The sequence below is a fragment of the Afipia clevelandensis ATCC 49720 genome (assembly GCF_000336555.1).
GTDB lineage: Bacteria > Pseudomonadota > Alphaproteobacteria > Rhizobiales > Xanthobacteraceae > Afipia > Afipia clevelandensis.
In genome coordinates, this window is sequence record NZ_KB375281.1 from 2,826,799 (window position 1) to 2,850,999 (window position 24,201).

Here is a 24,201-nt window from a genome sequence, read left to right on the forward strand (position 1 = left end):
TCACGGACTTGGCAGGGCTCTCGCCCGGTCCGCCAGGGCTTTCAGGACTTGCCGCAGTGCGGCAGGTGCGACGATCCGCTCGGGAAACGGAAGCCGAAGGGTGCGGCGGCCATCCTGCAGATCGAGGCCATCCGGATCGCAGCCGATGCAGCGCCAGTCGCCGTCCGTGCCGTTCAGAAGTTTCACTGCATACAGATTAATCGTGTCCGCATGATCGGCATTCATGTGCGCGATGATGTCAGGCTCGGCCTCAACCAGCGCTTTGGCGCCGGTGAGATCGGTGAGGAAATCCTTCGGCACAAGATCGACGATGCGGCCGAAACCCGCCACCAGATGCACGCCTTTCGGCCTGATGCGGAAGAAGGAGAAATCCTTGAAGCCGACGAACTCCTCGGCGGACGGATGCGCGGCAAGATAGCGCCGTTTCAGGGGTTCGACGTCGCCTGTCGCCTCCTCCGCTGTCCCGGCCAGCATGATGCGCGCGCCTTCCAGCGGATCGCCCGGCCCGCGCTCGTCCAGCATCAGCGAGACACGCGGATCGGCCAGGATGTTCCTGCTGTGAACCGCGAGACGCGAGATCAGCAGGATCGGCGCGCCGTCCGGCGCCGAGGCCACATTGACCAGCGAGCAATAGGGATCGCCGCTGCCCGGCATCAGGCTCGCCAGCGCGCCCTGGCGGGAGCGGGCCAGCAGCGAGCGGGTCAGGCGGGCCGGTTTGACGTCGGCAGAGGGGTCCATCTGTCAGCCTGATGTCATTGGTTAACGGGCTTTTTTACGGCCAAAAGGGGTTATACCCCGGAACAATCGCCTTATATAACGGTCTGGTTCCCGTTGCGGCCTGAGAAGCTGGAACCGGTCACATTTCAGCCCAGCTTGCATTGCTCGTTGCAAAGAGGCCAACGCCTCGTTTCGCGGCCTCCGGTCAGTCCGTTCAGTAGCGCCACGTTCACACACTCGATTTGGAAAGCAGGTTCATGCCCACAATCGCCCTGGTCGATGACGACCGCAACATTCTCACGTCGGTCTCGATCGCACTGGAAGCCGAAGGCTACCGGATCATGACCTATACGGATGGCGCGTCGGCCCTTGAGGGCTTCAAGACCAGCCCGCCGGATCTGGCCATTCTCGATATCAAGATGCCGCGCATGGACGGCATGGAGACGCTGCGCCGCCTGCGCCAGAAGTCCGACCTGCCGGTGATCTTCCTCACCTCGAAGGACGAGGAGATCGACGAACTGTTCGGCCTGAAGATGGGCGCCGACGATTTCATCCGCAAGCCGTTCTCGCAGCGCCTGCTGGTCGAGCGCGTCAAGGCGGTGCTGCGCCGCGCGGTTCCGAAAGACCCCGCCGCCGCGCCGAAGGAAATGGATGCCAAGGCGCTGGAGCGCGGTTCGCTGCGCATGGACCCGGAGCGTCACACCTGCACCTGGAAGAACGAGCCGGTGACGCTGACGGTCACCGAGTTCCTGATCCTGCAGGCGCTGGCCACCCGCCCCGGCGTGGTGAAAAGCCGCAACGCGCTGATGGACGCGGCCTATGACGATCAGGTCTATGTCGATGACCGCACCATCGACAGCCACATCAAGCGCCTGCGCAAGAAGTTCAAGGCGGCCGACGACGATTTCGAGATGATCGAAACCCTGTACGGCGTCGGCTATCGCTTCAAGGAAACCTAACCGATCTCGATCGGATCGTAGCCCGGATGGAGCGCAGCGCAATCCGGGCAGGATGGCGGCTATCGCCCTGGATTCCGCTGCGCTCTGTCCGGGCTACACACGCCGGTTAGTGCTATAAAGCGTCTGTCCGAAGCAAAACACGGTTCCGCCATTGCTTGATCGACCGCAGTCCGAGCACGACGAAGACGCCGATGTCGGTGCGCCGCCGCTCGCGCCGGTTGCCGATACGCCGCCGGACGAAGGCAAGCGCCGTGGCTGGAGTCCGGTCGCGCTGGTCAAGCGGGCCGGCCGCTATCTCACCGCACTGACGTTCTCGAGCCTGACGCGCCGCATTGTCGTTCTCAACCTGATCGGCCTGTTCGCGATGCTCGCGGGCATTCTCTACCTGTCGCAGTTCCGCGCCGGGCTGATCGACGCACGCGCGCAGAGCTTGCTGGTACAGGCCGAGATCATTTCCGGCGCCATCGCCGCCTCGGCCACGGTCGAAACCAACGCCATTACCGTCGATCCCGAGCGCCTGCTCGATCTCAAGCCGGGCGAGACCTACGGGCCGAGCGACGAAACCCTCAGCAACATCGACTTCCCGATCAATCCCGAGCGCGTCGCGCCGGTGCTGCGGCGGCTGATCTCGCCGACCAAAACGCGCGCGCGCATCTATGACCGCGACGGCGTGCTGGTGCTGGACAGCCGCAATCTCTACGGGCGCGGCGACGTGCTGCGCTTCGAGCTGGCGCCGCCAACCGCCGAGAAGCCGGGCTTCGCGGAGCGGACGATGATCGCGATCCGCACCTGGCTGAACCGCGGCGACCTGCCGCTCTATCGCGAGCTGGGTCCCGAAAACGGCAACGGCTATCAGGAAGTCCAGCAGGCGCTCGATGGCCGCAAGGCCAGCATGGTGCGCATCAACGACCGCGGCGAGGTGATCGTCTCGGTGTCGGTGCCGGTGCAGCGCTTCCGCGCAGTGCATGGCGCGCTGATGCTCTCGACGCAAGGCGACGACATCGACCAGCTCGTGACAGCCGAGCGTCTCGCCATTCTGAAAGTGTTCGGCATCGCCGCTGGCGTGATGATCCTGCTGTCGCTGCTGCTGGCCTCGACCATCGCCGGCCCGATGCGCCGCCTCGCCGACAGTGCCGAGCGTGTCCGCCGCCGCATCAAGACCCGCGTCGAGATTCCAGACTTCACCGCACGCGGTGACGAGATCGGCCATCTGTCGCGCGCGCTGCGCGACATGACCGACGCGCTTTACAACCGCATCGAAGGCATCGAACGCTTCGCCGCCGACGTCGCGCATGAATTGAAGAATCCGCTGACTTCGATGCGTTCAGCGGTGGAGACATTGCCGCTGGCGCGCTCCGACGACAGCCGTTCGCGCCTGCTCGCGGTCATCGAACACGATGTGCGCCGTCTCGACCGCCTGATCTCCGATATTTCCGACGCCAGCCGCCTCGATGCCGAACTGCAGCGGCAGGACATGGAGCCGGTGGATATCCGCCGCCTGCTCAACACCTTGGTGTCGGTCGCGAACGAAACCCAGCACGGCACCGATGTCACGGTTGACGTCCGCTTCGAGGGACGCTCGAACGATACGTTCTCGGTGCCGGGCCATGACTCGCGGCTCGGCCAGGTGATCGCAAATCTGTTGAGCAATGCGCAGTCGTTCTCGCATCACGGCGGCAAGGTGCGGATCGTCTGCCGCCGACTGAAATCGGACATCGAAATCGTGGTCGATGACGACGGCACCGGGATCAGGCCGGGCGCGCTGGAGAAAATCTTCGAGCGCTTCTACACCGACCGCCCGCATCAGGGCTTCGGACAGAATTCCGGATTGGGCCTCTCGATCTCCAAACAGATCGTCGAAGCCCATGGCGGACGCATCTGGGCGGAAAACCGGCCCGGCCCTGTTGATGCGGACGGTGACGCCCGCATTGCCGGTGCGCGCTTCACGGTCCGGCTGCCCGCGATATGAGCGCGGCGGGTCAGGCCAGCATCCACGCCACCGCGGTGGTGAGTGGCGAGCGGGGCATCCTGATTCGCGGACCCTCCGGGTCCGGAAAGTCCCGGCTGGCCCTGGAATTGATCCTTGCCGGTCAGGCGGGGCAGATTCCGCCCACGCTCCTTGTTGGGGATGATCGTGTCCGTCTAACTGTTCATGACGCCAGCCTCATCGTCGCGGGCGTCCCTGAACTGGCCGGAAAAATCGAAATCCGGGGGCTGGGAATCCGCTCGATCAATCATGCCGGGCAGGCACCCGTGGCGGTTGTGGTCGACCTGGAGGCGGCCGATGCCGAGCGTCTGCCGCCGCTACAGGCCCTGAAAACAACTGTTTCCGGGGTGGAAATCCCGCGTATCCCGGTGGGACGGGGGTATGCCGCCCTGCCCCTGGTGCTGGGATTCCTTACCACAGTTTAAGGTTTCAAAAGCGAACTCCCGACCTTCGGCTGATTGCCGGGCGCCGCCGGCTCGCCATATAAGCCAGACCCCGCCACTGACGATGGCCGGCCCGGACACCCTTTTTAAGGGGGTACGCGGCAACATCCCCCCTTGCGCCAAGGCTCGGGATGGTCAACATGTGGCCCTTTCGTGCGGTGCATCAAAGCGCCCGCGAGGAGTTTTGGATGATTGGTCTGGTACTGGTGACCCACGGGCGTCTCGCCGACGAGTTCAAGGCTGCTCTTGAGCACGTGATGGGTCCGCAAAAACAAATCGAAGCGATCACGATCGGCGCGGAAGACGATGCCGATCTGTGCCGCAGCGATATCATTGAAGCCGTCAAGCGCGTGGACAGCGGCGATGGCGTCGCGATTCTCACCGACATGTTCGGCGGCACGCCGTCGAACCTCGCGATCTCCTGCATGAGCCGCCCCAAGGTCGAGGTGCTGGCGGGCATCAATCTGCCGATGCTGGTCAAGCTCGCCAAGGTGCGCGACGACAAGCCGCTGCCCGACGCGATCGCCGCCGCGCAGGAAGCTGGCCGCAAGTATGTGACCATCGCCAGCCGGGTGCTTGCCGGAAAATGAGCACCGCGCCGGAGCAACAGTCTTCGTCTGCCGGCGTCATCGTCCGAGAACTTCCCATCATCAACAAGCGCGGTCTTCACGCGCGCGCGTCCGCGAAGTTCGTGCAGACCGCCGAGAAGTTCGACGCCGAACTGACCGTGACCCGCAACGGCGAAAGCGTCGGCGGCACGTCCATCATGGGGCTGATGATGCTTTCCGCCGGCATCGGCACCACCATCACCGTGGCCGCCAAGGGCCGCGAGGCCCAGGCTGCGATGGATGCCATTACCGAACTGCTCGCCAACAAGTTCGGCGAGGAAGACGCGGGCTGATTCCACTTAAAGCTGCACCATCTCAGATGTCGTCCCCGCGAAGGCGGGGACCCATAACCACTCAGCCCACGGTTCGGAACAGATAGCTAACATCTGTTTCAGATCGACAACGCAGGGAGTCTGGGTCCCCGCCTTCGCGGGGACGGCCCGTGGAAAAGAGCGTGCTCTGCCTACTGATCGTCTTCCTCATCCGGCCGCTCCGGACCGACGATCCAGATTTTCCACTTCACCGCCGGACCAGCCTTGCCGTGGAAATAGCGCCGCGAGGTGAGATCGAGCCGCTCGGCATTCGGCGCATTCTCCGCCATCCAGGCCTCGCACTTGCTCAATTCCAGATCCTTGGTGTCGCAGATGCCGATGAAGCCGAGTCGTTTGGCGGCATCCAGACTGGTCAGGCCCGAGCCCCAGATTTCGCGCGGCGTCAGCGGCGCCGGATGATCCGGGCTGTAAAAGGTCAGCGGCTCGCCGATCTCGGTGGTGCCCGCCACCACGGCCCAGCGCCGGTTGAAGCGCGCGCGCCAGGCTTCCGTCAATTGCAGCGCGAACTCCGACTTCGGCGCGAACGGCACGCCGGCCTCGCCGTCGCGCCGCACCGTCTGCGCCGCGATGATCGGCGACACCAGCAGCATGATCAGCGTGAACGCCAGCCACATGAACATCAGGCGGATCAGCGCCATCTGCGTCACACGCAGCGTTGGCAGGGCCACAAGCGCCAGCGGCACCAGGAAGAACAGCGAGATGCCCCAGTCGGTCTTCATGTAGATGCCGAATGCCACGGCGGCGAGCGGCGGCACCACACCGGCGATGATCTGGATGATCCAGATATGCCGCGCCTGGGTGAGGAACACGCCGGAGTTCGGGCCGCGCACCCACGGGCGCTTCGCCGAGGCGATGAACTCGCCAACGAGTCCCCGCCTGCGCAGCGATTTCCACCATTGCAGCTTCCACGCCAGCGCAATCGCCGCGAAGGCGACCGGGATCAGAAGCAGCCCAATATTGTGCGCGACATAAATTCCCGCCAGCCGCAATGTGGTGAGAAGCGTCCGCCCGCCATAGACATCGTCGGCATAGATCAGCGGCAGGAAGTCTGCCTGCTTCAGCCACCACAGATGCGGCAGCATGCCGACAAAAGCCGCAGCGAACGCCACCCATGGCGCGGGCGAGCGCCAGAAGCGCATCCGGTCCGGATGCAGCAGCGATGCGAGGCCGGCGGCGCCGATCATGGTCAGCACCCAGTATTTGGTCATCAGCGCCAGCGCCGCGGCCAGCCCGAGCCAGAGGCCTGCGCGCACCGTGCGCTTTTCAAAAGCGTGGAGATAGGCCAGCACGAACAGCGGCAGCGTCACGAGTTGCAGCAGGTCCGGATTGTACTTGAAGCCCTTGAAGGTGAAGACCGGATAGAGCGCCAGCATCGCCACTGAAAACAGCGCGCGGCGATGATCGACCACGCGAACCGCGATCAGCCAGCAGATCACGAGGCCCAATCCCGTCACCGTCATCGCCAGTGCATAGGTCGCCCAGTCGGTGACCGGGAAAATCCGGAACCAGACGCCGGCGATCCAGCCCGACAACGGCGGATGCTTGCCATAGCCGAGAAGAAACTTCTGGCCCCAAGCGTAAGCCTCGGCGACATCCATATGGACGTCCTGCGCGCTTTTCAGCGCGGTGAGGATGATGGTCCAGAGCAGCGTGTGGGCGATCGCGAAGCCGATGACGAACCTGAACGAGGTCGCCGGATCGTGCGCCATGGCCGCGACCCATGCCGCCACACGGCGCGTCACCGGCACATGGCGCAGGCGCGCATTCTGGCGGGATCGCAATCCGGTGCGCGGGCCGGGATTCTTGCCGGTTCTGCGCGCGATCTCGGTCGATGAAGCGTCGGACATTGCGGTCAACCTGTGTCGGAACTGGCACTTTCTGCAGCCGTCGTAGCTAGCAGCGCGGGTGGATCACGGGCAACAGGAAAACCGCGTCATTTCGCGCAAGGTATGCACGAAATACCCCCAATTTTGTTGCTGCTTTGAGGCGCGGATGCTATCCCGCGCCCATGACAACCAGCCCTATCGCGAACATCCGCAACTTCTCCATTGTCGCCCATATCGACCATGGAAAATCCACGCTCGCCGACCGCCTGATTCAGACCACGGGCGGGCTGGAGGCGCGCGAGATGAAGGAGCAGGTGCTCGATTCGATGGACATCGAACGCGAGCGCGGCATCACCATCAAGGCGCAGACCGTCCGCCTCAACTACAAGGCCAAGGACGGCAACACCTACATCTTCAACCTGATGGACACGCCCGGCCACGTCGACTTCGCCTACGAGGTCTCGCGTTCGCTGGCGGCGTGCGAAGGCGCGCTGCTGGTGGTGGACGCATCCCAGGGCGTCGAAGCACAGACACTCGCCAACGTCTATCACGCGCTCGACGCCAATCTCGAAATCGTCCCCGTGCTGAACAAGGTCGATCTGCCCGCCGCCGAACCCGAGCAGGTGAAGCAGCAAATCGAGGACGTGATCGGCATCGACGCGTCCGACGCCATCATGGTCTCGGCCAAGACCGGCATCGGCATTCCCGATGTGCTGGAAGCCATCGTGACCCGCCTGCCGCCGCCGAAGGGCGACCGTGACGCGACACTGAAAGCGCTGCTGGTCGATTCCTGGTACGACGTTTACCTCGGCGTGGTGGTTCTGGTCCGCGTGGTGGACGGCACCCTGAAGAAGGGCCAGCGCATCCGCATGATGGGCACCGGCGCCGCCTACGACATCGAGCGCGTCGGCTTCTTCACGCCCAAGATGGTCAATGTCGATGAACTCGGCCCCGGTGAAGTGGGCTTTATCACCGCGGCGATCAAGGAAGTCGCGGACACCCGCGTCGGCGACACCATCACAGATGACCGCAATCCCGTCTCCGACATGCTGCCGGGCTTCAAGCCCGCCGTGCCGGTCGTGTTCTGCGGCCTGTTTCCGGTCGATGCCGACGACTTCGAGACACTGCGCGCCGCGATGGGCAAGCTGCGGCTGAACGACGCGAGTTTCTCCTTCGAGATGGAAACCAGCGCCGCATTGGGTTTTGGCTTCCGCTGCGGCTTCCTCGGCCTGCTGCATCTCGAAATCATTCAGGAGCGATTGAGCCGCGAGTTCAATCTCAACCTGATCGCGACCGCGCCATCAGTCATTTACAAGATGCACCTCACCGACGGCACCGAGATGGAGATTCACAATCCCATCGACATGCCGGACGTGGTGCAGATCGCCGAGATTCACGAACCGTGGATCGAGGCCACCATCCTCACACCTGACGAATATCTTGGCTCTGTTCTCAAGCTCTGTCAGGAGCGGCGCGGCATCCAGAAAGAACTCACCTATGTCGGCGCCCGGGCGATGGTGAAATACGAACTGCCGCTCAACGAAGTGGTGTTCGATTTCTATGACCGGCTGAAGTCCGTCTCCAAGGGCTACGCCTCGTTCGACTATCACCTCACCGACTACAAGGCCGCCGATCTCGTGAAGATGCAGATCCTGGTCAACAACGAGCCGGTGGATGCGCTCTCGATGCTGGTCCATCGCACCCGTGCCGAAGGCCGCGGCCGCGCCATGGTCGAGAAGATGAAGGAGCTGATCCCGCCGCACATGTTCCAGATTCCGATCCAGGCGGCGATCGGCGGCAAGGTGATCGCGCGCGAGACCGTGCGCGCGCTGCGCAAGGACGTCACCGCGAAATGCTACGGCGGCGACATCACGCGCAAACGCAAACTTCTGGAGAAGCAGAAGGAAGGCAAGAAGAAGATGCGGCAGTTCGGCAAGGTCGACATCCCGCAGGAAGCCTTTATTGCCGCGCTGAAGGTGGATAGCTGAAAACCAAGTAAGTGAACTGCCGAGACTTGGGCTAACGAGCGAGACCTATCATCGCGTCGTCCTCGCCTTCGCGGGGACGACCGGAACGCGGTCCACCAAGGCTCGATCGCTTGACTTTTCCTGCAATGGACTATATTCCTATTGTCTTCCGCGCTCATGACGCGGAGGAATGATCCACCGCCGCCCCATCAATCCGGGATGGCGAATGGAGCGCCGGGAGGCGCAGCGTTCGGGCGGAAGGCCTCGCAAACCTTCTCGCATCAGAACGCGCGCGTCTCGCGAGACGGACTCGCAATCCGCTCTCGTCAGGCACGCGGGCGAATCCCTCGCAAGGATTCGCAAAGGGTGCCTCGCAAGCACTCTGGCGCCTCCCGGCGCTCCATTCTCTCTTTCACGAGAGACGGAAACGGGACCGGGTTGTCCGCGCCCTGAGGTGAAGCGGATGTGATTTCATGTCTTCGTGAGCAATCTCGCTCAATCGTAAAACTAGCAATCTCAGGACGTCGCTCGCACCTTCTCGTCATTGCGAGCGCAAGCGAAGCAATCCATCTTACCTGACTTTGCCACCTATTTCGATCCGTATATCTCAAAACTGGATCGCGTCGTCGGCTTCGCCTCCTCGCAATGACGCGGCGGCATCACACGATGCGGAAAGCGGCCTTCCAGTTGGAGACCGCGCGCTTCTCTGATGACCGGACAGCATCACCTTCCATCACGATAGCGCGTTGCAATCCTTGAGAATAATTGCGGGCCGCAGATACAAGCCGGCGCATCATGACACCGCTCGCGCCTGCAAGCAGCGCGATTGCCCGTCGCTGTTCATTGCGCATTCACGCCGAATCTGCTGGGTGCAGCGTGAGGGGAAAAGCGCGCACCGCGCTTGACTCTTTGCGCCCGCCGCTCGACGGTGGTGCGCGATTGATATTCAACCATCGGAGAGGGTGATGGCAGCGTCGTATAAATTCGAGATTTACAAAGACAAGTCGGGCGAATTCCGTTTTCGCTTCCGCGCGCCCAACGGCGAGAAGATGTTCGCTTCGGAAGGCTATTCCAACAAGGCATCCGCCAAGAGCACGATCAAGTCGATCGTCAAGCACGTCGCCAAGGCTGACGTCGAAGACATGTCCAAGGCCATGAAGGCGCCGAAGGACAAGCCGGCCAAGAAAAAGAAGAAGTCGAAGAAGAAGTGATTTCGGCGTTATCGCCGCAAAGGAAAACCCCGGCTTCGCGCCGGGGTTTTTTCGTTTCTGAAGATGCTGTGGCGAACGGTTTTAGGCCACGCGCGCCTGCACGGCTTCGCGCTGGGCCTGCAGCAGCGCGACGATCTCCTCGTTCGGCCGCGCGCGGCTGAACAGGAAGCCTTGCCCCTCGTGGCAGCCTTCGGCGCGAAGGCAACTCAGTTCGGCCTCGGTCTCAACGCCTTCGGCGGTGATGGTGACGCCGAGACTCATGCCGAGCGAGATGATCGAGCGCATGATTGCCTGCCCGTCGTGATTGGAATCGAGATCCTGCACGAATGACCGGTCGATCTTGATCTTGTCGAACGGGAAGCTGCGCAGATAGCTCAGTGACGAATAGCCGGTGCCGAAATCGTCCATCGAAATCCGCACGCCGAGCGCGCGCAGCGCATGCAGCGTAGCGAGCACCTGATCGCTCTTGTCGAGCAGCACGGTTTCGGTGATTTCGAGTTCAAGCCGCTTCGGCGACAGGCCTGAGGTCTTCAACGCATCCATCACGACCGACAGGAGATTGCCGACACGGAATTGCAGCGGCGACAGGTTGACCGCGACGCGCACATCATCGGGCCACTGCGCGGCATCCATGCAGGCGCGGCGCAGCATCAGGCCGCCGATGGCGTTGATCAGGCCGGTTTCCTCAGCGACCGGGATGAATTCCGAGGGCGGAATCATGCCGCGCTCCTGATCCGGCCAGCGCACCAGCGCCTCGAATCCGGTGATGCGGCCGGTCTTGAGATCGACCAGCGGCTGATAGTAAGGCTGCAGGATATTGCCTTCGATGGCGCCGCGCAGATCGAGTTCGATGCGCCGGCGCGTCTGCGCGCGCGCGTCCATTTCCGATTCAAAGAAGCTGAACGTGCCGTGGCCGTCGCTCTTGGCGCGCGACAGCGCCATGTCGGCGTTCTTGAGCAACTTCTCCGCGTCGTCGCCATCACCCGGCGCAATCGCGATGCCGATGCAGGCGCCGCTGATGATGGTGTGACCGTCGAACAGATAGGGTTCGCTGATGGCGTCAATCAGGCGCCGCGCCAGGAACGCCACGTCTTCGGGACGATTTACGCCAGCCTGCACGATGGCGAATTCGTCGGAGCCGAGACGCGCGATGGCGTCCTCCTCGCGCAGCGACGAGCGCAGCCGCTTGGTCACGCCCTTCAGCAGCTTGTCGCCGACCGCATGGCCCAGCGTGTCATTGATGCCCTTGAAATTGTCGAGATCGAGAAACAGCACCGCGACCTTGTCGCCGCTGCGGCGGGTATGAGCCAGCAGCTCATCGAGCCGTTGCCGCAGCAGGATGCGGTTCGGCAGTCCGGTCAGGCCGTCATGCTGCGCCATGAAGGCGAGCCGCGCCTCGGCGCGCTTGCGTTCGGTGATGTCCATCAGCGCCAGCAGCATGGCCGGCTGACCCTCGAACACCAGAAGACGCGAATAGATCGCAACGTCGATCAGCGCACCGTCAGCCTTGACGTGCTTCCAGGTCCGCGCCGCGCGCTCCTCGGTGGTCTGCTCGCCGGTCCATGGCGCGGCCTGATCGAAAGCCTGGATGTCCGAGACCTTCAGCTTCTCGAAGTCCTCGCGGGAATAGCCGTAATGGGCAATCGCCGCGTCGTTGACGCTGATGATCCGCTCGGTGTCCTGGCTGCACAGGATCATCGGCACGGGGTTGCCGTCGAACAGCAGGCGGAACGACGCTTCGCGCTGTTTCAGCTCGGTGATATCGACACGCAGTCCGATCACGCCGCCGTCGCCGGTAAGGCGTTCCTCGATCAGGATGCAGCGACCGTCGGACAGGGTCTGCTCGTGGCGGTGGCCCGGATGATAGAGCTTCTCCAGCCGCTCGGCGATCCATTCATCCTCGCGGCCGACCGCGTCCGGATAATCCCCGCGCGCGACGCCGACCTTGAGCGTGTCGCGCAGCATCGCGCCTTCCTCGAACAGATCGGCGCTCTTGTTGTAGATCTCGGCGTATTTCTTGTTCCAAAGGATGTAACGGCCGTCGGAATCGAGAAACACGATGCCTTGAGGCAGGATGTCGATGGCCTCGCGCAGCCGCGCGTTGGAGCGCGCAGCGTCGGCGATCGCAGCTTCAGCCTCGGCGCGCGTACGAACGATTTCGCTGATGTCGGATGTCTTGCGGCCCTTGCCGATCAGTTTCGGAACAGGCTTTGGCCGCCGGACCGGCAGCCTTCCCCGCGCATGAACTGATTTTCCGGTCCTGGTTTTTGATTTTGGCCGATTGATCGGCATCGCCCCGCATCCCTCGCATTCTGCGGGCAGCAGTCTTCCTATAAGTGTCTGAAAAATTGGTATCTCTGGGCCTTGCCGCAATCCGATGAACGGACATGCTGCACGCAGGGATAACGGATTTGCTCAATTGCGAGGCTATCGTCCGACGCGCGTGCAGGCCGCGCCACCGGATTTTCCCGCTTTCTTCCGGCTCGCGGAATAAACTTCGAGGTCTCGCGAGCCAGCGGGTGTATCCATGCACCGTTAGACGGCAGCACGCATTAATTTGCGTCACCCTCGGACATGGCTAACATGAGGTAAAGAATCGCCTGCCGCGTCAACGATGCGGCTCTCTCGCGAGAGGCATCATGACGCGGCACCGACTGATATTCGCTCTCCTTCCGCTCGTCATGGCAATGACGGTTGCAGCCTCCGCGCAGGACAAAGGGAGCGTCAATCCGAAGCCGCTTCCGCCGCTCGCCAATCCGAACGATCCGCACACACCCGCGAAGGAACTGTTCGGCCGCAAGCTGCAGCCGGCGGCGATGAAACCGAGTCCGATCGGTTTTTACGCACACGGATGCATCGCGGGCGCAGTGGCTTTGCCCATCAACGGACCGGCCTGGCAGGTGATGCGGCTGTCGCGCAACCGCTATTGGGGGCATCCCGACCTCATCGCGCTGGTGGAGCGGGTCGCTGCCAAGGCCAAGAAGAACGCAGGCTGGCCCGGCATTCTGGTCGGCGACATGTCGCAGCCGCGCGGCGGTCCGATGCTGACCGGCCATGCCAGCCATCAGGTCGGTCTCGATGCCGACATCTGGCTGACGCCGATGCCGAACCGGCAGTTCTCGCGGGAAGAGCGCGAGGAAACATCCGCCGTGATGATGGTGCGGAAAGATCGTCTCGACATTGATCCCAACACCTGGACGCCGACGCATCTCACGGTGATCCGCGCCGCGGCGCAGGAGCCGCAGGTGGAGCGCATCTTTGTCAATGCCGCGATCAAGAAGGCGCTGTGCCGGGAAGCGAAGGGCGACCGGAGCTGGCTGTCAAAGGTGCGCCCGATGTACGGGCACGATTATCATTTTCACATCCGCATGAAATGTCCGCCCGGCAGCACCAATTGCGAATCCCAGCCGCCGCCGGGTGACAGCGAAGGCTGCAGCGCGGGCGATCTCGCCTACTGGTTCAGCGACCGCGTGCTGCACCCCAAGCCGCCGACGAAGCCACCGAAGCCGAAGCCGCCCTTGACCATGGCAAACCTGCCCGCCGAATGCCGGCAGGTGCTGCAGGCGCCTTGAGGCATGGCCTGGCAATCCGAATTCGGGGCCATAGCCGTAGCAAGGTAGCGATCCGGGACTTTACCCCGCAGCCACGCCTGATATGGTCGTCCGCGAACGATGCTCCGGCCCGCTGGGCGCTGCCGGAGTTGCCGGAACGGCGCTTCCGCTTGTCGTCAGATGACATGATCAAAGCCGGGTCAGGCGTGCGTTGGCGCGCAGACCTGCCATGGAGCGCCCAATGACCTTGATGTCCCGCTTTCTCGTTATGACCGCGCTTGTCTGCGCCCCGCTGTTCGCGATGGCGCATGCGCAGGATGCCAAGCCTTCCGCCGCGCCATCCGCGGCGGCTCAGGACAAAACCATCACCGTTTTCGCCGCGGCGTCCATGAAGAATGCGCTGGATGAAGCCAATGCCGCCTTCGCCGCGAAAGCCGGGATGAAGGTCACGGCGAGCTACGCCGCGAGTTCGGCGCTCGCCAAGCAGCTCGAGCAGGGCGCACCGGCCGACGCCTTTATTTCCGCCGACATCGACTGGATGGACTATTCTGCGAAGAAGAAAACCATCAACGAACCCAGCCGCGTGAATCTGCTCGGCAACAAGATCGTGCTGATCGCGCCGAAGGATTCCAAACTCACCGATGTCAGGATCGGGCAAGGCTTCGATCTTGCCAAACTCGCGGGCGACGGCAGGATCGCCACCGGCGACGTGAAGGCCGTTCCGGTGGGCAAATACGCCAAGGCTGCGCTGGAGAAACTCGGATCGTGGCAGGCGGCGGAGCCGAAGTTCGCCATGGCGGAAAGCGTGCGCGCCGCGCTGGCACTGGTGTCGCGCGGCGAGGCGGCGCTCGGCATCGTCTATGAAACCGACGCCAAGGTCGATCCCGGCGTGAAGGTCATCGGCGCGTTCCCGGCGGATTCGCATCCGGCAATCATCTATCCGGTTGCGGCGACGACTGCTGCGAAACCCGATACGGCCGGCTATCTCGCATTCCTGCGCTCGGCGGCCGCCAAGACCATCTTCGAGAAATACGGCTTCACCTTCCTGATCAAACCGACGGCGTAATCGCAAACAACGTGTCCGCTATTTCACCTGAGGAATGGACGGCGATCCTGCTTTCGGTGCGGGTCGCTTCCATCGCCACGCTGGTGGCCACGCCGCTCGGCATCGCCGTGGCGTGGCTGCTCGCGCGTTATGATTTCTGGGGCAAGGCCGCGATCGATGCCCTGATCTATCTGCCGCTGGTGTTGCCGCCGGTCGTCACCGGTTATCTCTTGCTGCTGACATTCGGGCGCAAAGGACTGATCGGCGAATGGCTCGCAGATCACCTCGGCATTGTCTTTGCGTTCCGTTGGACCGGCGCGGCGCTGGCCTGCGGCGTGATGTCGTTTCCGCTGCTGGTGCGGCCGATCCGGTTGTCCATCGAAGCCGTGGACCGCAGGCTCGAACAGGCCGCCAGCACACTTGGCGCGGCGCCATGGCGCGTGTTTCTCACTGTGACATTGCCGCTCGCGCTGCCCGGCATTCTCGCCGGCATGGTGCTGGGCTTTGCCAAGGCGATCGGCGAATTTGGCGCCACCATCACATTCGTCTCCAACATTCCCGGCGAAACCCAGACCATTTCGGCAGCGATCTATTCGCTCACGCAAACTCCCGATGGCGACGCCGCCGCGCTGCGTCTTGTGATCGTCTCCATCGGAATTGCCATGGCGGCGCTGATCGCGTCGGAAATTCTGGCACGGCGCGCCACGCGCCGGCTGCATGGGTACTAAGATGCTGTCCGTTGCCATCGAAAAGCAGCTTGGCTCTTTCCGGATCGAAGCCTGCTTCACCAGCGACGGACTGGTGACAGGCCTGTTCGGCAATTCCGGCGCGGGCAAGACCTCGATCATCAACATGATCGCCGGGCTGACAGCGCCGGATCGCGGCCACATCGCACTCGACAACGAAGTACTCGACGACAGCGCATCCGGTGTCCATGTCCCGCCGCACAGGCGGCGGATCGGTTACGTGTTTCAGGACGCCCGGCTGTTTCCTCACCTCAGCGTCCGGCAAAATCTCGATTACGGCCGCCGCATGAACGGGCTGGCACAGGACACCGCGGCGGAAAATCACACGATCGGTCTTCTCGACATCGGACATCTGCTGGATCGCCGTCCGGCACAGTTGTCAGGCGGCGAGCGTCAGCGTGTCGCGCTCGGCCGCGCGCTGCTGGCAAAGCCGCGCCTGCTGTTGCTGGACGAGCCGCTGGGATCGCTGGATGAAGAACGCAAGGCGGAGATCCTGCCCTACCTCATCCGGCTGCGGGATAAAGCCAGCGTTCCCATGGTTTTTGTCAGCCACGATCCCGCCGAGATGCGGCGGCTGGCGACGAATGTGGTGATGCTCAAGCGCGGCAAGGTGGTCGCATTCGGCGGTGTCGACGTGCTGCCGGCGCCGGTTTGAGCCAGTCGTCTATTTCAGCGCCGTGATTGCCTTCGCAAGATAATCCAGCCCTTCGATCAGCGGCGGGCCGCCGCACAGGGTATAACGCTCGGGAAGATCGATCCGCCGGTTCGGACCATAGCGCGCCAGCAGCGCCGGATGGGTGATGAACAGCGCGCCCTGATCGCGCGCCTGGCGTGGCGGATCCTGCAACACCAGGACGTCGGGTCCGCTGGTGAGCAGATGTTCGAGCGAAACGAAGCCGCCCTGCTCCGCCGCCATGAAGCCGCCCGCGCCCGATGCGGCGCGATCCGGCGGACGCAGTCCTGCGATCGACAGCATTGCCGAGGCAAGGCTGGCAGGACCTTCGCGATAACCTTCGCGCTGGATCACCAGCGCGGTCAGCGGCGGCTTCATCGCGACCGCCGCGAGACGCATTTCCGCCTGATCGATCTGCCGCGCCAGCGCCTCGCCGCGCGCGGGATGACCGATCAGCTTTCCGATTTCTATGGCCTGCCGCCGCGCATCGGCGAGATTGCGGATCAGGGCAACGTCGACCACGCGAATGCCCATCGCACTCAACATCGCATGGATCGGACGATGGCTCGGCCCGCCAAGCACGAGATCCGGCGCTAGGTTCACAACCGACTCGGCGTCCCAGTCGAGACGCGGAAACGGCGCAGCCTTGTCTGTCGTCACAGACAGCAGCGGATTGACAGCATAAGGCGATAGCCCCGCGATCTGGCCGGGATCCGCCAGCGCCAGCAGCAACTGGTCGGCACACAGATTGAAGGAGACGATACGTTTTGGCGGCCCGTCCGCACGCGCGGGCTGCGCCGCGACGCCCAGCGCGGCAACGATGGCCGCGAACAGGCCCGCAAAGGTGGTTTTCTTCATCATGACAGCCTGTTATGCCACGCCAATCGTTTGGCGTCAGCGGCTTGTGGCTGCGCCGACAGGCCGGACCCGAATGACCAGCGATAACCGCAACAATTTTCAAGGCACCCTGCTGACCGTGACACTTGTGGTGCTGGTCGCGGTGCTGTTCGTGCTGTCGCTGATGACGGGACCTGCCGACTTTTCGCCGCGCACAGTCGTTGCAGCGCTGTTCTCCGATCAGGGTGTCGCGTCAATCATCGTGCGCGATATCCGCCTGCCGCGCACCATCCTGGCGCTGCTGATCGGCGCCACCTTCGGACTGGCTGGCGCATCGCTTCAGGGCCTGCTGCGCAATCCTTTGGCGGAACCATCGCTGTTCGGCGCGCCGCAGGCAGCCGCAGCCGCGGCCTCCGCCATCATGGCTTTCGGGTTTGCCAATGCCCTGTCGCTCGCCGTGCCGCTGGGCGGGATCGCGGGCGCGCTGCTCTCAGTTGGCGCGCTGGTCGCCATCGCGGGCCGCCGCGCATCGCTGACGGTGACGCTGCTAGCGGGTCTCGCCCTCGCAAGCCTCGCGGGCGCGGCCATCGCGCTGATCCTCAATCTCGCGCCGAACCCCTACATTGCGTTGGAGATTGCCTTCTGGCTGCTCGGCTCGCTGCGTGACCGCAGCATGGAGCATGTCTGGCTCGCAGCCCCCTTCATGATCGTGAGCTGGGTCGTGATGGCCTGCAATGCAAAGGCCTTTCGCGCGCTGACGCTCGGCGAGGACGCCGCAGCGTCGCTCGGCGTCAATGTGGAGCGGACGCGGGTGCTGGTGGTGATCGGCGTCGCGCTTGGTGTGGGCGCGGCAGTGTCCGTCGCGGGCGCAATCTCCTTCGTCGGTCTGGTCGCGCCGCATCTGGTGCGGCGGTTCTACGGCTCCGATCCCGCGCGCGTCCTGCTGCCTGCATCGCTCGCCGGAGCCGCGCTGCTGATGGCCGCCGATATCGCCGTGCGGCTGATCCCTGCCGTGATCGAGATCAAGATCGGCGTGGTGACCGCGCTGATCGGCGTGCCGTTCTTCCTGGCGATGATCTTCCATGAGCGCCGCGCTTTGGAGGACAGCCCCCAATGAAACCGAACGATGCACCGCGCCTCGTCGCCACCGATATAACCGTCGTTCGCGGATCACGCCGGATCGTGGACAGCGCCGATCTTACGTTGAACGCCGGCGAGCTGACCATTCTCGCCGGACCGAACGGCGCGGGCAAAACCACCCTGGCCCGCGCCATGGCCGGACTGATTTCGGCTCACGGCTCAATCGCCTTTGACGGCATGAACCTGCTCACGCTGGCACCTCGCGCCCGCGCCCGCGCCATCTCCTATCTGCCGCAAGGCCACGAGTTTCACTGGCCGATGCGCGTGGACAGCATCGTGGCGCTCGGGCGAGAGCCTCATGCCGATCCGTTCTCGCAGACGTCCGCACAGGACCGCATCGCCATCGAGCGCGCGATGGAGGCCACCGCCGTCGGCGGCTTTGCCGCGCGGCTTGTCACTACGCTGTCCGGCGGCGAGCAGGCGCGTGTCGCCATCGCCCGAGCGCTGGCAACCGAAGCCTCGGTGCTGATTGCCGACGAGCCGACGGCTTCGCTCGACGAGCGGCATCAGTTGATCGTCATGGACCTGCTGCAAAAGATTGCGCATCAGGGCGCGGCGGTGCTGGCCATTATTCACGACCTTGCACTGGCGATGCGGTTTGCGGATCGTGTGGTGGTGATGAATGAGGGCCGCATTGTCGCCAACGACGCGCCGGTTCTCGCGCTGACACCGGAACGCATCGCTGACGTTTTCGGCATTTCGGTCAACCGGGTCGACACACCGGACGGTCCGCTGCTGCTACCGTCCCGCGCGCTTTAGGTCACGGAGACTGCAATCGGCTCCAGGCGCGCGCCACCCTGCGCCTTGCGGCCGCAGCACGGGTTTGCGGCGGCGCAGGCGGCTCCTCATCTTCCGGCAGGCGAAGGCCGACCACATTGACGCGATTGCCGCCGATGTTGCGCGCCACCAGCACGATGCTGTCGAGCGGCAGTTCCGCACCGACGCGCGGGGCGTGATCGAGATGAATGTCGAAGTAATCCGCTAGCGTCAGATGCGCGTCGCTGGGCGCGACGGTGACGCCGTATGTATCGGCCACATCCTTGAGCGTGACATCGCCAGCCATCATGAAGTCGCCGAGCAAATGCGGGTCCGGCGCCGGCACCACCGGCATATCGACAAAGAAGCGGTCGAGTGCCTCGGCCTTTTCCGGCGGCGCCAGCAGATAGAGATAGTCGCCCTTCACCACCGGATCGGCCTCCGCGGGAGAGAGAATCTTCTCATCGCGGATCACCAGCGTCGGCTTCGACCAGGACGGGATCAGCCCGCGCTTGAGGAACAGGCTGTTGGCGCGCACCGGATAGCCGACAAGCTGTTGCTCGAGCTGTCCCGGCAGATCGAGTTCGACACGCCGCGGGCCGCGATCCGCGCGGGGCAGCGCCACATGCAGCCAGCGCGCAGCGGAGGCCAGTGTCCAGCCCTGCAGCAGCAGCGAAATCAGAACGACGACAAAGGCGACGTCGAAATAGATCTGCGCGTTCGGAAGCCCGACCAGCATCGGAATCGAGGCAAGGAAAATCGCGACCGCGCCGCGCAGGCCGACCCAGGCAATGAAGCTCTTTTCACGCCAATTGAACCGGAACGGCGCAAGACAGAGAAACACCGCGACGGGCCGCGCCACCAGCATCAGCACCAGCGCCACCGCGACGGCAGGCAACAGCGTGCTCAAGGTTCGTTCCGGCGAGACCAAAAGGCCGAGCAGCACGAACATCACGATCTGCGCCAGCCATGTCGCGGCATCGAGAAAAGCGACGACTGAATTATGCGCGCGGGTCGGACGATTGCCGATAATCATGCCGGCGAGATAGACCGCGAGGAATCCCGAGCCATGCGATATCTGGGAGATTCCGAAGATCACCAGCGCCGCCGTGGTCACGAACGGCGCGTGCAGGCCTTGCGGAAGCGCAACCCGGTTGAGCGCGAATACCACCAGCCAGCCGCCGACGGCCCCGAACATCACGCCGAGCGCACTCTCCCGGACAAGCTGAACCACGATATGGCCGACGGAGCTTTGCCCGATGGACAGGAATTCCACCAGCATCAGGGTCAGAAAGATCGCGAACGGATCGTTGGTGCCGGATTCAACCTCGAGCGTCGCGCCGACGCGCGGACGCAGGCGCAGGCCCTGGCTATGCACCAGCAGGAACACGGCCGCGGCGTCAGTAGACGCCACCACCGCGCCCACCAGCAGCGCCTCGGTCCAGCCGATATCGAGGGCATATTTGGCGACCGGCGCCGTGATCAGCGCGGACAACAGCACACCAACGGTGGCCAAGGCCGCCGACGGCGCCAGCACCGCGCGAATGCTCTGGAAGCGGGTCTTCAACCCGCCGTCGAACAGGATCAGCGCCAGCGCCACCGAGCCGACCAGATAGGTCGTCTGCACATCGTCGAAGCGAAGGCCGCCCGGCCCGCTTTCACCGGCGAGAATGCCGACAAAAAGGAAGACCAGCAGCAACGGGGCGCCGAACCGCAGCGCGAGCAGGCTGGACAGGATGCCCGCCATGACCAGAACCGAGCCGAGCAGAATGGCAATGCTGACCGAGTCGAGGGATGCCATTAGTGCTGCCTGTCTCCGTCCGCGCGATCCGAATTGCTTGCATTTGCATGAATATCGTCGCAGCGGCCCGACGCCAACCCATTTGTCGCGCAATCACGATTGCGCCCGATTTGCCGGTGTAAGTCCCGCGTGCCGGATTCTGATACACCGGCTGTCAATCAAGGATGGCCCCCAACCGCCGATCCGGCATTGGCCAAGAGACCAGACATTGCATGCGCTTTGGAAGCAAGCTCGTTCCCGCGACCCTGATCCGCCGCTACAAGCGCTTTCTCGCGGACGTCCAGCTTGCCGACGGCAGCGTGATCACCGCGCATGTCGCCAATCCCGGCGCCATGACCGGCCTTCAGGCCGAAGGCGCACGGGTGTGGCTCTCCAGGTCGCCGAGCCTTGCGCGCAAGCTGCCTTACTCGTGGGAATTGATCGAGGCGGACTTCGGCAGCGGCGCTGAATTGACCGGCGTCAATACCCTGCATCCGAATCCGATCGTCGCCGAGGCTCTCGCCGCCGGAACGATTCCCGAATTGACGGGCTACGCGACCATTCGCCGCGAGGTGAAGTATGGCCGCGTCATCAACGGCAAAGGGTCGCGGATCGACTTCCTGCTGGAAGATCCCGCGCGGCCGCCCTGCTATGTCGAGGTCAAGAACGTCCATCTCATGCGCCGTGCCGGCATCGCCGAGTTCCCGGATTCGGTAACGGCGCGCGGCGCGAAGCATCTGGATGAACTGGCCGGGATGGCCGCTTCCGGTGCCCGCGCCGTGATGGTGTTCGTGATTCAGATCGGCTCGGCGCAGTCCTTCGCTCTCGCCCGCGATATCGACCCGGCCTATGCGCGAGCCTTCGACAAAGCCCGCAAATCCGGCGTTGAGGCGCTGGCCTGGACCTGCCGCCTCACCTGCGACGAGATCAGGCTCGACCGTTCTGTTCCCATTGAGGACTGAAATGCGAAAAACCTCTCAAACAGGCTCTAATTCAGCTTGCCAGCCCCGCGAGACCGGCGCTTGCACTGCGGCCCGCATTCATTAAATTGAGCTGAAATTCACTCCATCATCCGATTTGAAACCAGAGACCGCATGACCTACGTCGAAGCCACAGACACATCGCTCCGCAAAACCGGGCAGATCAAGCTGCACGGTCCGCAGGCCTTTGCCGGCATGCGCAAGGCGGGGTCGCTGGTCGCCAAGTGCCTCGATGAACTGGCAGCCATTGTGCGCCCCGGTATTTTCACCTCGCAGATCGACGACTTCGTCCGCAAGTTCGCGTTCGATCACAAAGCCTATCCCGCCACCCTGATGTATCGCGGCTATCGCTATTCGACCTGCACCTCGATCAATCATGTGGTCTGCCATGGCATGCCCGGCGATCGTCCGCTCAAGGAAGGTGACATCGTCAATGTGGACGTGACGATGATCGTCGACGGCTGGTATGGCGACTCCAGCCGTATGTACGCGGTCGGCGAAATTTCCCGCCGCGCCGAGCGACTGATCGACGTCACTTATGAGGCGATGATGCGCGGCATTGCCGCCGTCAAACCCGGCGCGACCACCGGCGATATCGGCCATGCGATCCAGAGTTTTGTCGAGCCGCAGCAGATGAGCGTGGTGCGCGATTTCTGCGGCCACGGCCTTGGCCGCATGTTTCATGACGAGCCGAACATCATCCACATCGGGCGCCCCGGCGAAGGCGTTGAACTGAAGCCCGGCATGTTCTTCACCATCGAGCCGATGATCAATCTCGGCAAGCCGCACGTGAAGGTGCTCTCCGACGGTTGGACCGCGGTGACGCGCGACCGCTCGCTGTCGGCGCAGTTCGAGCATTCGGTCGGCGTGACGGCGGACGGCGTGGAGATTTTCACGCTCTCGCCGGGCAAGCTGGACAAGCCGCCGTATCGGACCGCCGGATAATCTGCAAACTTGCAATCGCTCGCTTGCAGACTTGCAACCGCGCATGTGAAATCTTTCACCTGTGCGGGCGGATAAACCCTGTTGCAAATGCAGCGATGCACGGCGATGCTTGCTCGACATCAGAGCACGCATTGCGCCATGCCGACGACGCCCAAAGACCCGCCCGATCCCGCCGGCTTTTCCGAAGCACCCCACTATCATGGTCACCGTGAACGGCTGCGTGACCGCTTCCGCGATGCCGGCCCCGATGCACTCAGCGATTACGAATTGCTCGAGATGGTGCTGTTTCGCGCGCTGCCGAGGCGCGATGTCAAACCGCTGGCCAAGGCGCTGATCGCGAAATTCGGATCGTTTGCTGAAGTGGTCCACGCGCCGGAACTGCGCCTCAAGGAGGTCACCGGATTGGGTGATGCCGCCATCACCGAAATCAAGCTGATCGCCGCCACCGCGAGCCGGGTCGCGAAAGGGCAGATCAACACCCAAAAGACCCTGCTCTCGTCATGGTCGTCCGTGATCGAATACTGTCGCGCGGCGATGGCATTCGCCGACAAGGAGCAATTCCGGATTCTGTTTCTCGACAAGCGCAACCAGTTGATCGCGGACGAATTGCAGCAGGTCGGCACGGTCGATCACACACCGGTCTATCCGCGCGAGGTGGTGAAGCGCGCGCTCGAACTATCGGCGACCGCGATCATTCTGGTCCACAATCATCCGTCCGGCGATCCCACGCCCTCCACCGCCGATGTCCAGATGACGAAATCCATCATGGCCATCGCAGGTCCGCTCGGCATTTCCGTGCATGATCACATCATCGTCGGCAAGAACGGCCATGCCAGTCTAAAGGGGCTGCGGCTGATGTGAGCCGCGAATAAACTCACTGAGCCGTCATTGCGAGCGAAGCGAAGCAATCCATCGTGACTACAAAAGAATGGATTGCTTCGTCGCTTGCGCTCCTTGCAATGACGGAACCTATTGTCGCGTCAACAGCAGCGGATCGGCGCTGTCAGGAATGCGACGCCACTGCGCATTGTCGTCGGCCTCGAAGCGCCAAATCTCGCCGCTGGACGACTGCAGCAGCAGTTCACCGCGCTCGATCCGCCACAGCTTCGGCGCGAACACCGTTACAAGCGGATCGCACTTCGGCTTGAGAAAGACCGCGAAGTTATCCGGCGCCGCTTCGGTATTGGTCAGCGTCAGGCCGCAGATGGACTTGCCGCTGCCGCGCACCATTGCCCAGTCGCCGATCAACTGGTCGGTCGATTTCGACAGCGCGCGGGCGGCTGCAAGATTCTGCAGGAGATAAATCCCTTCGCCCTCCCGGCGGCCTTCAAAGATGCCGCTCTCGACTTCGGTGAAGTCGATCACGGATTCTCCCCGTGCATCCTGCAGGCGCACAAGATCGAGACCCTTCACGCTCCATGCCGCTATCGCCTTGGCGAAAGGAAGCGTGTCGCCGCATCCCTTTTCAAGCTCAAGTTTCAACCCTTGCGGGGACGCTTCGTTCTTGAGCGTGACGACGCAGGTCTTGTCTCGCCCCGCTGTCGACAACTCCCATTGCCCCACCATCTCGCTGGTCAGCGAGCGGGCGTCCTGCGCCGCGGCGTTCCGGCTGCTCATCGCCATCGTCGCGAAGGCGAGCAGACATATCCACCCGACCGGCAACGATCTCCCGAGTCCGGCCGCCGCGGCGCGTGCCAT

At 63.4% G+C, this 24,201-nt stretch carries 22 protein-coding genes and 1 pseudogene; 16 read left to right on the forward strand and 7 right to left on the reverse strand.

Translation table 11 applies throughout. The annotated features are described in order from the left end of the window. Entirely contained in the window at positions 1-738 is a 738-nt protein-coding gene (locus HMPREF9696_RS13520) for a HugZ family pyridoxamine 5'-phosphate oxidase (protein ID WP_002713591.1), read from the reverse strand. 236 nt (positions 739-974) lie between these two features. Between HMPREF9696_RS13520 and HMPREF9696_RS13525 the strand changes: the two genes are divergently transcribed. The 5 genes from HMPREF9696_RS13525 (at position 975) to HMPREF9696_RS13545 (ending at position 5,007) form a co-directional block, all read left to right on the forward strand. Further along, positions 975-1,676 (forward strand): response regulator transcription factor, encoded by a 702-nt coding sequence (locus HMPREF9696_RS13525; protein ID WP_002713592.1) that lies wholly within the window; start codon positions 975-977, stop codon positions 1,674-1,676. A 151-nt stretch (positions 1,677-1,827) separates the two neighbouring features. Continuing rightward, positions 1,828-3,645 carry a sensor histidine kinase gene (locus HMPREF9696_RS13530; RefSeq protein ID WP_002713593.1) on the forward strand — a complete coding sequence of 606 codons (1,818 nt, stop codon included), beginning with the start codon at positions 1,828-1,830 and terminating at the stop codon, positions 3,643-3,645. Further along, positions 3,642-4,088: an HPr kinase/phosphorylase gene (locus HMPREF9696_RS13535; protein ID WP_002713594.1), complete on the forward strand. Its 447-nt coding sequence runs from the start codon at positions 3,642-3,644 to the stop codon at positions 4,086-4,088. The genes HMPREF9696_RS13530 and HMPREF9696_RS13535 overlap by 4 nt, the downstream gene beginning before the upstream one ends. Positions 4,089-4,294: 206 nt before the next feature. Next, positions 4,295-4,696 (forward strand): PTS sugar transporter subunit IIA, encoded by a 402-nt coding sequence (locus HMPREF9696_RS13540; RefSeq protein WP_002713595.1) that lies wholly within the window; start codon positions 4,295-4,297, stop codon positions 4,694-4,696. Further along, complete coding sequence (locus HMPREF9696_RS13545; RefSeq protein WP_002713596.1) at positions 4,693-5,007, forward strand: HPr family phosphocarrier protein; 315 nt, start codon at positions 4,693-4,695, stop codon at positions 5,005-5,007. Before HMPREF9696_RS13540 ends, HMPREF9696_RS13545 begins: the two co-directional genes overlap by 4 nt. A 170-nt stretch (positions 5,008-5,177) precedes the next feature. On the opposite strand, the gene HMPREF9696_RS13550 is transcribed toward HMPREF9696_RS13545, so the two are convergent. Next, positions 5,178-6,893, reverse strand: coding sequence for a glycosyltransferase family 39 protein (locus tag HMPREF9696_RS13550; protein ID WP_002713597.1), 1,716 nt, complete (start codon positions 6,891-6,893; stop codon positions 5,178-5,180). Between the two features lie 161 nt (positions 6,894-7,054). On the opposite strand from HMPREF9696_RS13550, the gene lepA reads away from it, so the two are divergent. Further along, positions 7,055-8,860: a translation elongation factor 4 gene (lepA, locus tag HMPREF9696_RS13555; RefSeq protein ID WP_002713598.1), complete on the forward strand. Its 1,806-nt coding sequence runs from the start codon at positions 7,055-7,057 to the stop codon at positions 8,858-8,860. A gap of 638 nt (positions 8,861-9,498) precedes the next feature. Here the strand turns inward: lepA and HMPREF9696_RS13560 are convergent. Then, the gene (locus tag HMPREF9696_RS13560; RefSeq protein WP_040301450.1) at positions 9,499-9,690 is read right to left on the reverse strand and encodes a hypothetical protein; all 192 of its coding nucleotides are present in this window, start codon (positions 9,688-9,690) and stop codon (positions 9,499-9,501) included. Positions 9,691-9,804: 114 nt separating this feature from the next. On the opposite strand from HMPREF9696_RS13560, the pseudogene HMPREF9696_RS13565 reads away from it, so the two are divergent. Further along, positions 9,805-9,993, forward strand: a pseudogene (locus tag HMPREF9696_RS13565) (YegP family protein); the annotation flags it as partial. Between the two features lie 138 nt (positions 9,994-10,131). Here the strand turns inward: HMPREF9696_RS13565 and HMPREF9696_RS13570 are convergent. Then, complete coding sequence (locus HMPREF9696_RS13570; RefSeq protein WP_002713600.1) at positions 10,132-12,342, reverse strand: putative bifunctional diguanylate cyclase/phosphodiesterase; 2,211 nt, start codon at positions 12,340-12,342, stop codon at positions 10,132-10,134. A 347-nt stretch (positions 12,343-12,689) separates the two neighbouring features. On the opposite strand from HMPREF9696_RS13570, the gene mepA reads away from it, so the two are divergent. The 4 genes from mepA (at position 12,690) to modC (ending at position 16,047) form a co-directional block, all read left to right on the forward strand. Continuing rightward, a complete protein-coding gene (gene mepA / locus HMPREF9696_RS13575) occupies positions 12,690-13,622 on the forward strand; it encodes a penicillin-insensitive murein endopeptidase (protein WP_002713601.1) in 933 nt (310 codons plus the stop codon). Positions 13,623-13,842: 220 nt separating this feature from the next. Then, the gene (gene modA / locus HMPREF9696_RS13580; protein WP_002713602.1) at positions 13,843-14,667 is read left to right on the forward strand and encodes a molybdate ABC transporter substrate-binding protein; all 825 of its coding nucleotides are present in this window, start codon (positions 13,843-13,845) and stop codon (positions 14,665-14,667) included. An 11-nt stretch (positions 14,668-14,678) separates the two neighbouring features. After that, complete coding sequence (gene modB, locus HMPREF9696_RS13585; RefSeq protein WP_002713603.1) at positions 14,679-15,374, forward strand: molybdate ABC transporter permease subunit; 696 nt, start codon at positions 14,679-14,681, stop codon at positions 15,372-15,374. 1 nt (position 15,375) lies between these two features. After that, entirely contained in the window at positions 15,376-16,047 is a 672-nt protein-coding gene (gene modC, locus HMPREF9696_RS13590; protein WP_040301452.1) for a molybdenum ABC transporter ATP-binding protein, read from the forward strand. A 9-nt stretch (positions 16,048-16,056) separates the two neighbouring features. Here the strand turns inward: modC and HMPREF9696_RS13595 are convergent, their stop codons facing one another. Further along, the gene (locus HMPREF9696_RS13595; protein ID WP_002713605.1) at positions 16,057-16,926 is read right to left on the reverse strand and encodes an ABC transporter substrate-binding protein; all 870 of its coding nucleotides are present in this window, start codon (positions 16,924-16,926) and stop codon (positions 16,057-16,059) included. A 70-nt stretch (positions 16,927-16,996) separates the two neighbouring features. Here HMPREF9696_RS13595 and HMPREF9696_RS13600 point away from each other — a divergent pair, with 70 nt between their 5' ends. Continuing rightward, entirely contained in the window at positions 16,997-18,019 is a 1,023-nt protein-coding gene (locus HMPREF9696_RS13600; RefSeq protein ID WP_002713606.1) for a FecCD family ABC transporter permease, read from the forward strand. Then, entirely contained in the window at positions 18,016-18,801 is a 786-nt protein-coding gene (locus tag HMPREF9696_RS13605) for an ABC transporter ATP-binding protein (RefSeq protein ID WP_002713607.1), read from the forward strand. The genes HMPREF9696_RS13600 and HMPREF9696_RS13605 overlap by 4 nt, the downstream gene beginning before the upstream one ends. A gap of 1 nt (position 18,802) precedes the next feature. Here the strand turns inward: HMPREF9696_RS13605 and HMPREF9696_RS13610 are convergent, their stop codons facing one another. Beyond that, on the reverse strand, positions 18,803-20,599 hold the full coding sequence (locus tag HMPREF9696_RS13610) for a potassium/proton antiporter (RefSeq protein ID WP_002713608.1): 1,797 nt from the start codon (positions 20,597-20,599) through the stop codon (positions 18,803-18,805). A gap of 212 nt (positions 20,600-20,811) precedes the next feature. Here HMPREF9696_RS13610 and sfsA point away from each other — a divergent pair, with 212 nt between their 5' ends. The 3 genes from sfsA (at position 20,812) to radC (ending at position 23,364) form a co-directional block, all read left to right on the forward strand. Next, complete coding sequence (gene sfsA, locus HMPREF9696_RS13615) at positions 20,812-21,540, forward strand: DNA/RNA nuclease SfsA (RefSeq protein ID WP_002713609.1); 729 nt, start codon at positions 20,812-20,814, stop codon at positions 21,538-21,540. A 132-nt stretch (positions 21,541-21,672) separates the two neighbouring features. Then, positions 21,673-22,503, forward strand: coding sequence for a type I methionyl aminopeptidase (gene map / locus HMPREF9696_RS13620; RefSeq protein WP_002713610.1), 831 nt, complete (start codon positions 21,673-21,675; stop codon positions 22,501-22,503). Between the two features lie 138 nt (positions 22,504-22,641). Beyond that, entirely contained in the window at positions 22,642-23,364 is a 723-nt protein-coding gene (radC, locus tag HMPREF9696_RS13625; protein ID WP_002713611.1) for a RadC family protein, read from the forward strand. 108 nt (positions 23,365-23,472) lie between these two features. Here the strand turns inward: radC and HMPREF9696_RS13630 are convergent, their stop codons facing one another. Next, positions 23,473-24,201: an AprI/Inh family metalloprotease inhibitor gene (locus tag HMPREF9696_RS13630; RefSeq protein ID WP_002713612.1), complete on the reverse strand. Its 729-nt coding sequence runs from the start codon at positions 24,199-24,201 to the stop codon at positions 23,473-23,475.

What these genes read in the sequence shown, in the direction of transcription:
- HMPREF9696_RS13520 (WP_002713591.1), bottom strand. Translation starts at nt 738, where the DNA reads ATGGACCCCTCTGCCGACGTCAAACCGGCCCGCCTGACCCGCTCGCTG.
- HMPREF9696_RS13525 (WP_002713592.1), top strand. Translation starts at nt 975, where the DNA reads ATGCCCACAATCGCCCTGGTCGATGACGACCGCAACATTCTCACGTCG.
- HMPREF9696_RS13535 (WP_002713594.1), top strand. Translation starts at nt 3,642, where the DNA reads ATGAGCGCGGCGGGTCAGGCCAGCATCCACGCCACCGCGGTGGTGAGT.
- HMPREF9696_RS13540 (WP_002713595.1), top strand. Translation starts at nt 4,295, where the DNA reads ATGATTGGTCTGGTACTGGTGACCCACGGGCGTCTCGCCGACGAGTTC.
- HMPREF9696_RS13545 (WP_002713596.1), top strand. Translation starts at nt 4,693, where the DNA reads ATGAGCACCGCGCCGGAGCAACAGTCTTCGTCTGCCGGCGTCATCGTC.
- HMPREF9696_RS13550 (WP_002713597.1), bottom strand. Translation starts at nt 6,893, where the DNA reads ATGTCCGACGCTTCATCGACCGAGATCGCGCGCAGAACCGGCAAGAAT.
- lepA (WP_002713598.1), top strand. Translation starts at nt 7,055, where the DNA reads ATGACAACCAGCCCTATCGCGAACATCCGCAACTTCTCCATTGTCGCC.
- HMPREF9696_RS13560 (WP_040301450.1), bottom strand. Translation starts at nt 9,690, where the DNA reads ATGCGCAATGAACAGCGACGGGCAATCGCGCTGCTTGCAGGCGCGAGC.
- HMPREF9696_RS13570 (WP_002713600.1), bottom strand. Translation starts at nt 12,342, where the DNA reads ATGCCGATCAATCGGCCAAAATCAAAAACCAGGACCGGAAAATCAGTT.
- mepA (WP_002713601.1), top strand. Translation starts at nt 12,690, where the DNA reads ATGACGCGGCACCGACTGATATTCGCTCTCCTTCCGCTCGTCATGGCA.
- modA (WP_002713602.1), top strand. Translation starts at nt 13,843, where the DNA reads ATGACCTTGATGTCCCGCTTTCTCGTTATGACCGCGCTTGTCTGCGCC.
- modC (WP_040301452.1), top strand. Translation starts at nt 15,376, where the DNA reads ATGCTGTCCGTTGCCATCGAAAAGCAGCTTGGCTCTTTCCGGATCGAA.
- HMPREF9696_RS13595 (WP_002713605.1), bottom strand. Translation starts at nt 16,926, where the DNA reads ATGATGAAGAAAACCACCTTTGCGGGCCTGTTCGCGGCCATCGTTGCC.
- HMPREF9696_RS13600 (WP_002713606.1), top strand. Translation starts at nt 16,997, where the DNA reads ATGACCAGCGATAACCGCAACAATTTTCAAGGCACCCTGCTGACCGTG.
- HMPREF9696_RS13605 (WP_002713607.1), top strand. Translation starts at nt 18,016, where the DNA reads ATGAAACCGAACGATGCACCGCGCCTCGTCGCCACCGATATAACCGTC.
- HMPREF9696_RS13610 (WP_002713608.1), bottom strand. Translation starts at nt 20,599, where the DNA reads ATGGCATCCCTCGACTCGGTCAGCATTGCCATTCTGCTCGGCTCGGTT.
- sfsA (WP_002713609.1), top strand. Translation starts at nt 20,812, where the DNA reads ATGCGCTTTGGAAGCAAGCTCGTTCCCGCGACCCTGATCCGCCGCTAC.
- map (WP_002713610.1), top strand. Translation starts at nt 21,673, where the DNA reads ATGACCTACGTCGAAGCCACAGACACATCGCTCCGCAAAACCGGGCAG.
- radC (WP_002713611.1), top strand. Translation starts at nt 22,642, where the DNA reads ATGCCGACGACGCCCAAAGACCCGCCCGATCCCGCCGGCTTTTCCGAA.
- HMPREF9696_RS13630 (WP_002713612.1), bottom strand. Translation starts at nt 24,201, where the DNA reads ATGGCACGCGCCGCGGCGGCCGGACTCGGGAGATCGTTGCCGGTCGGG.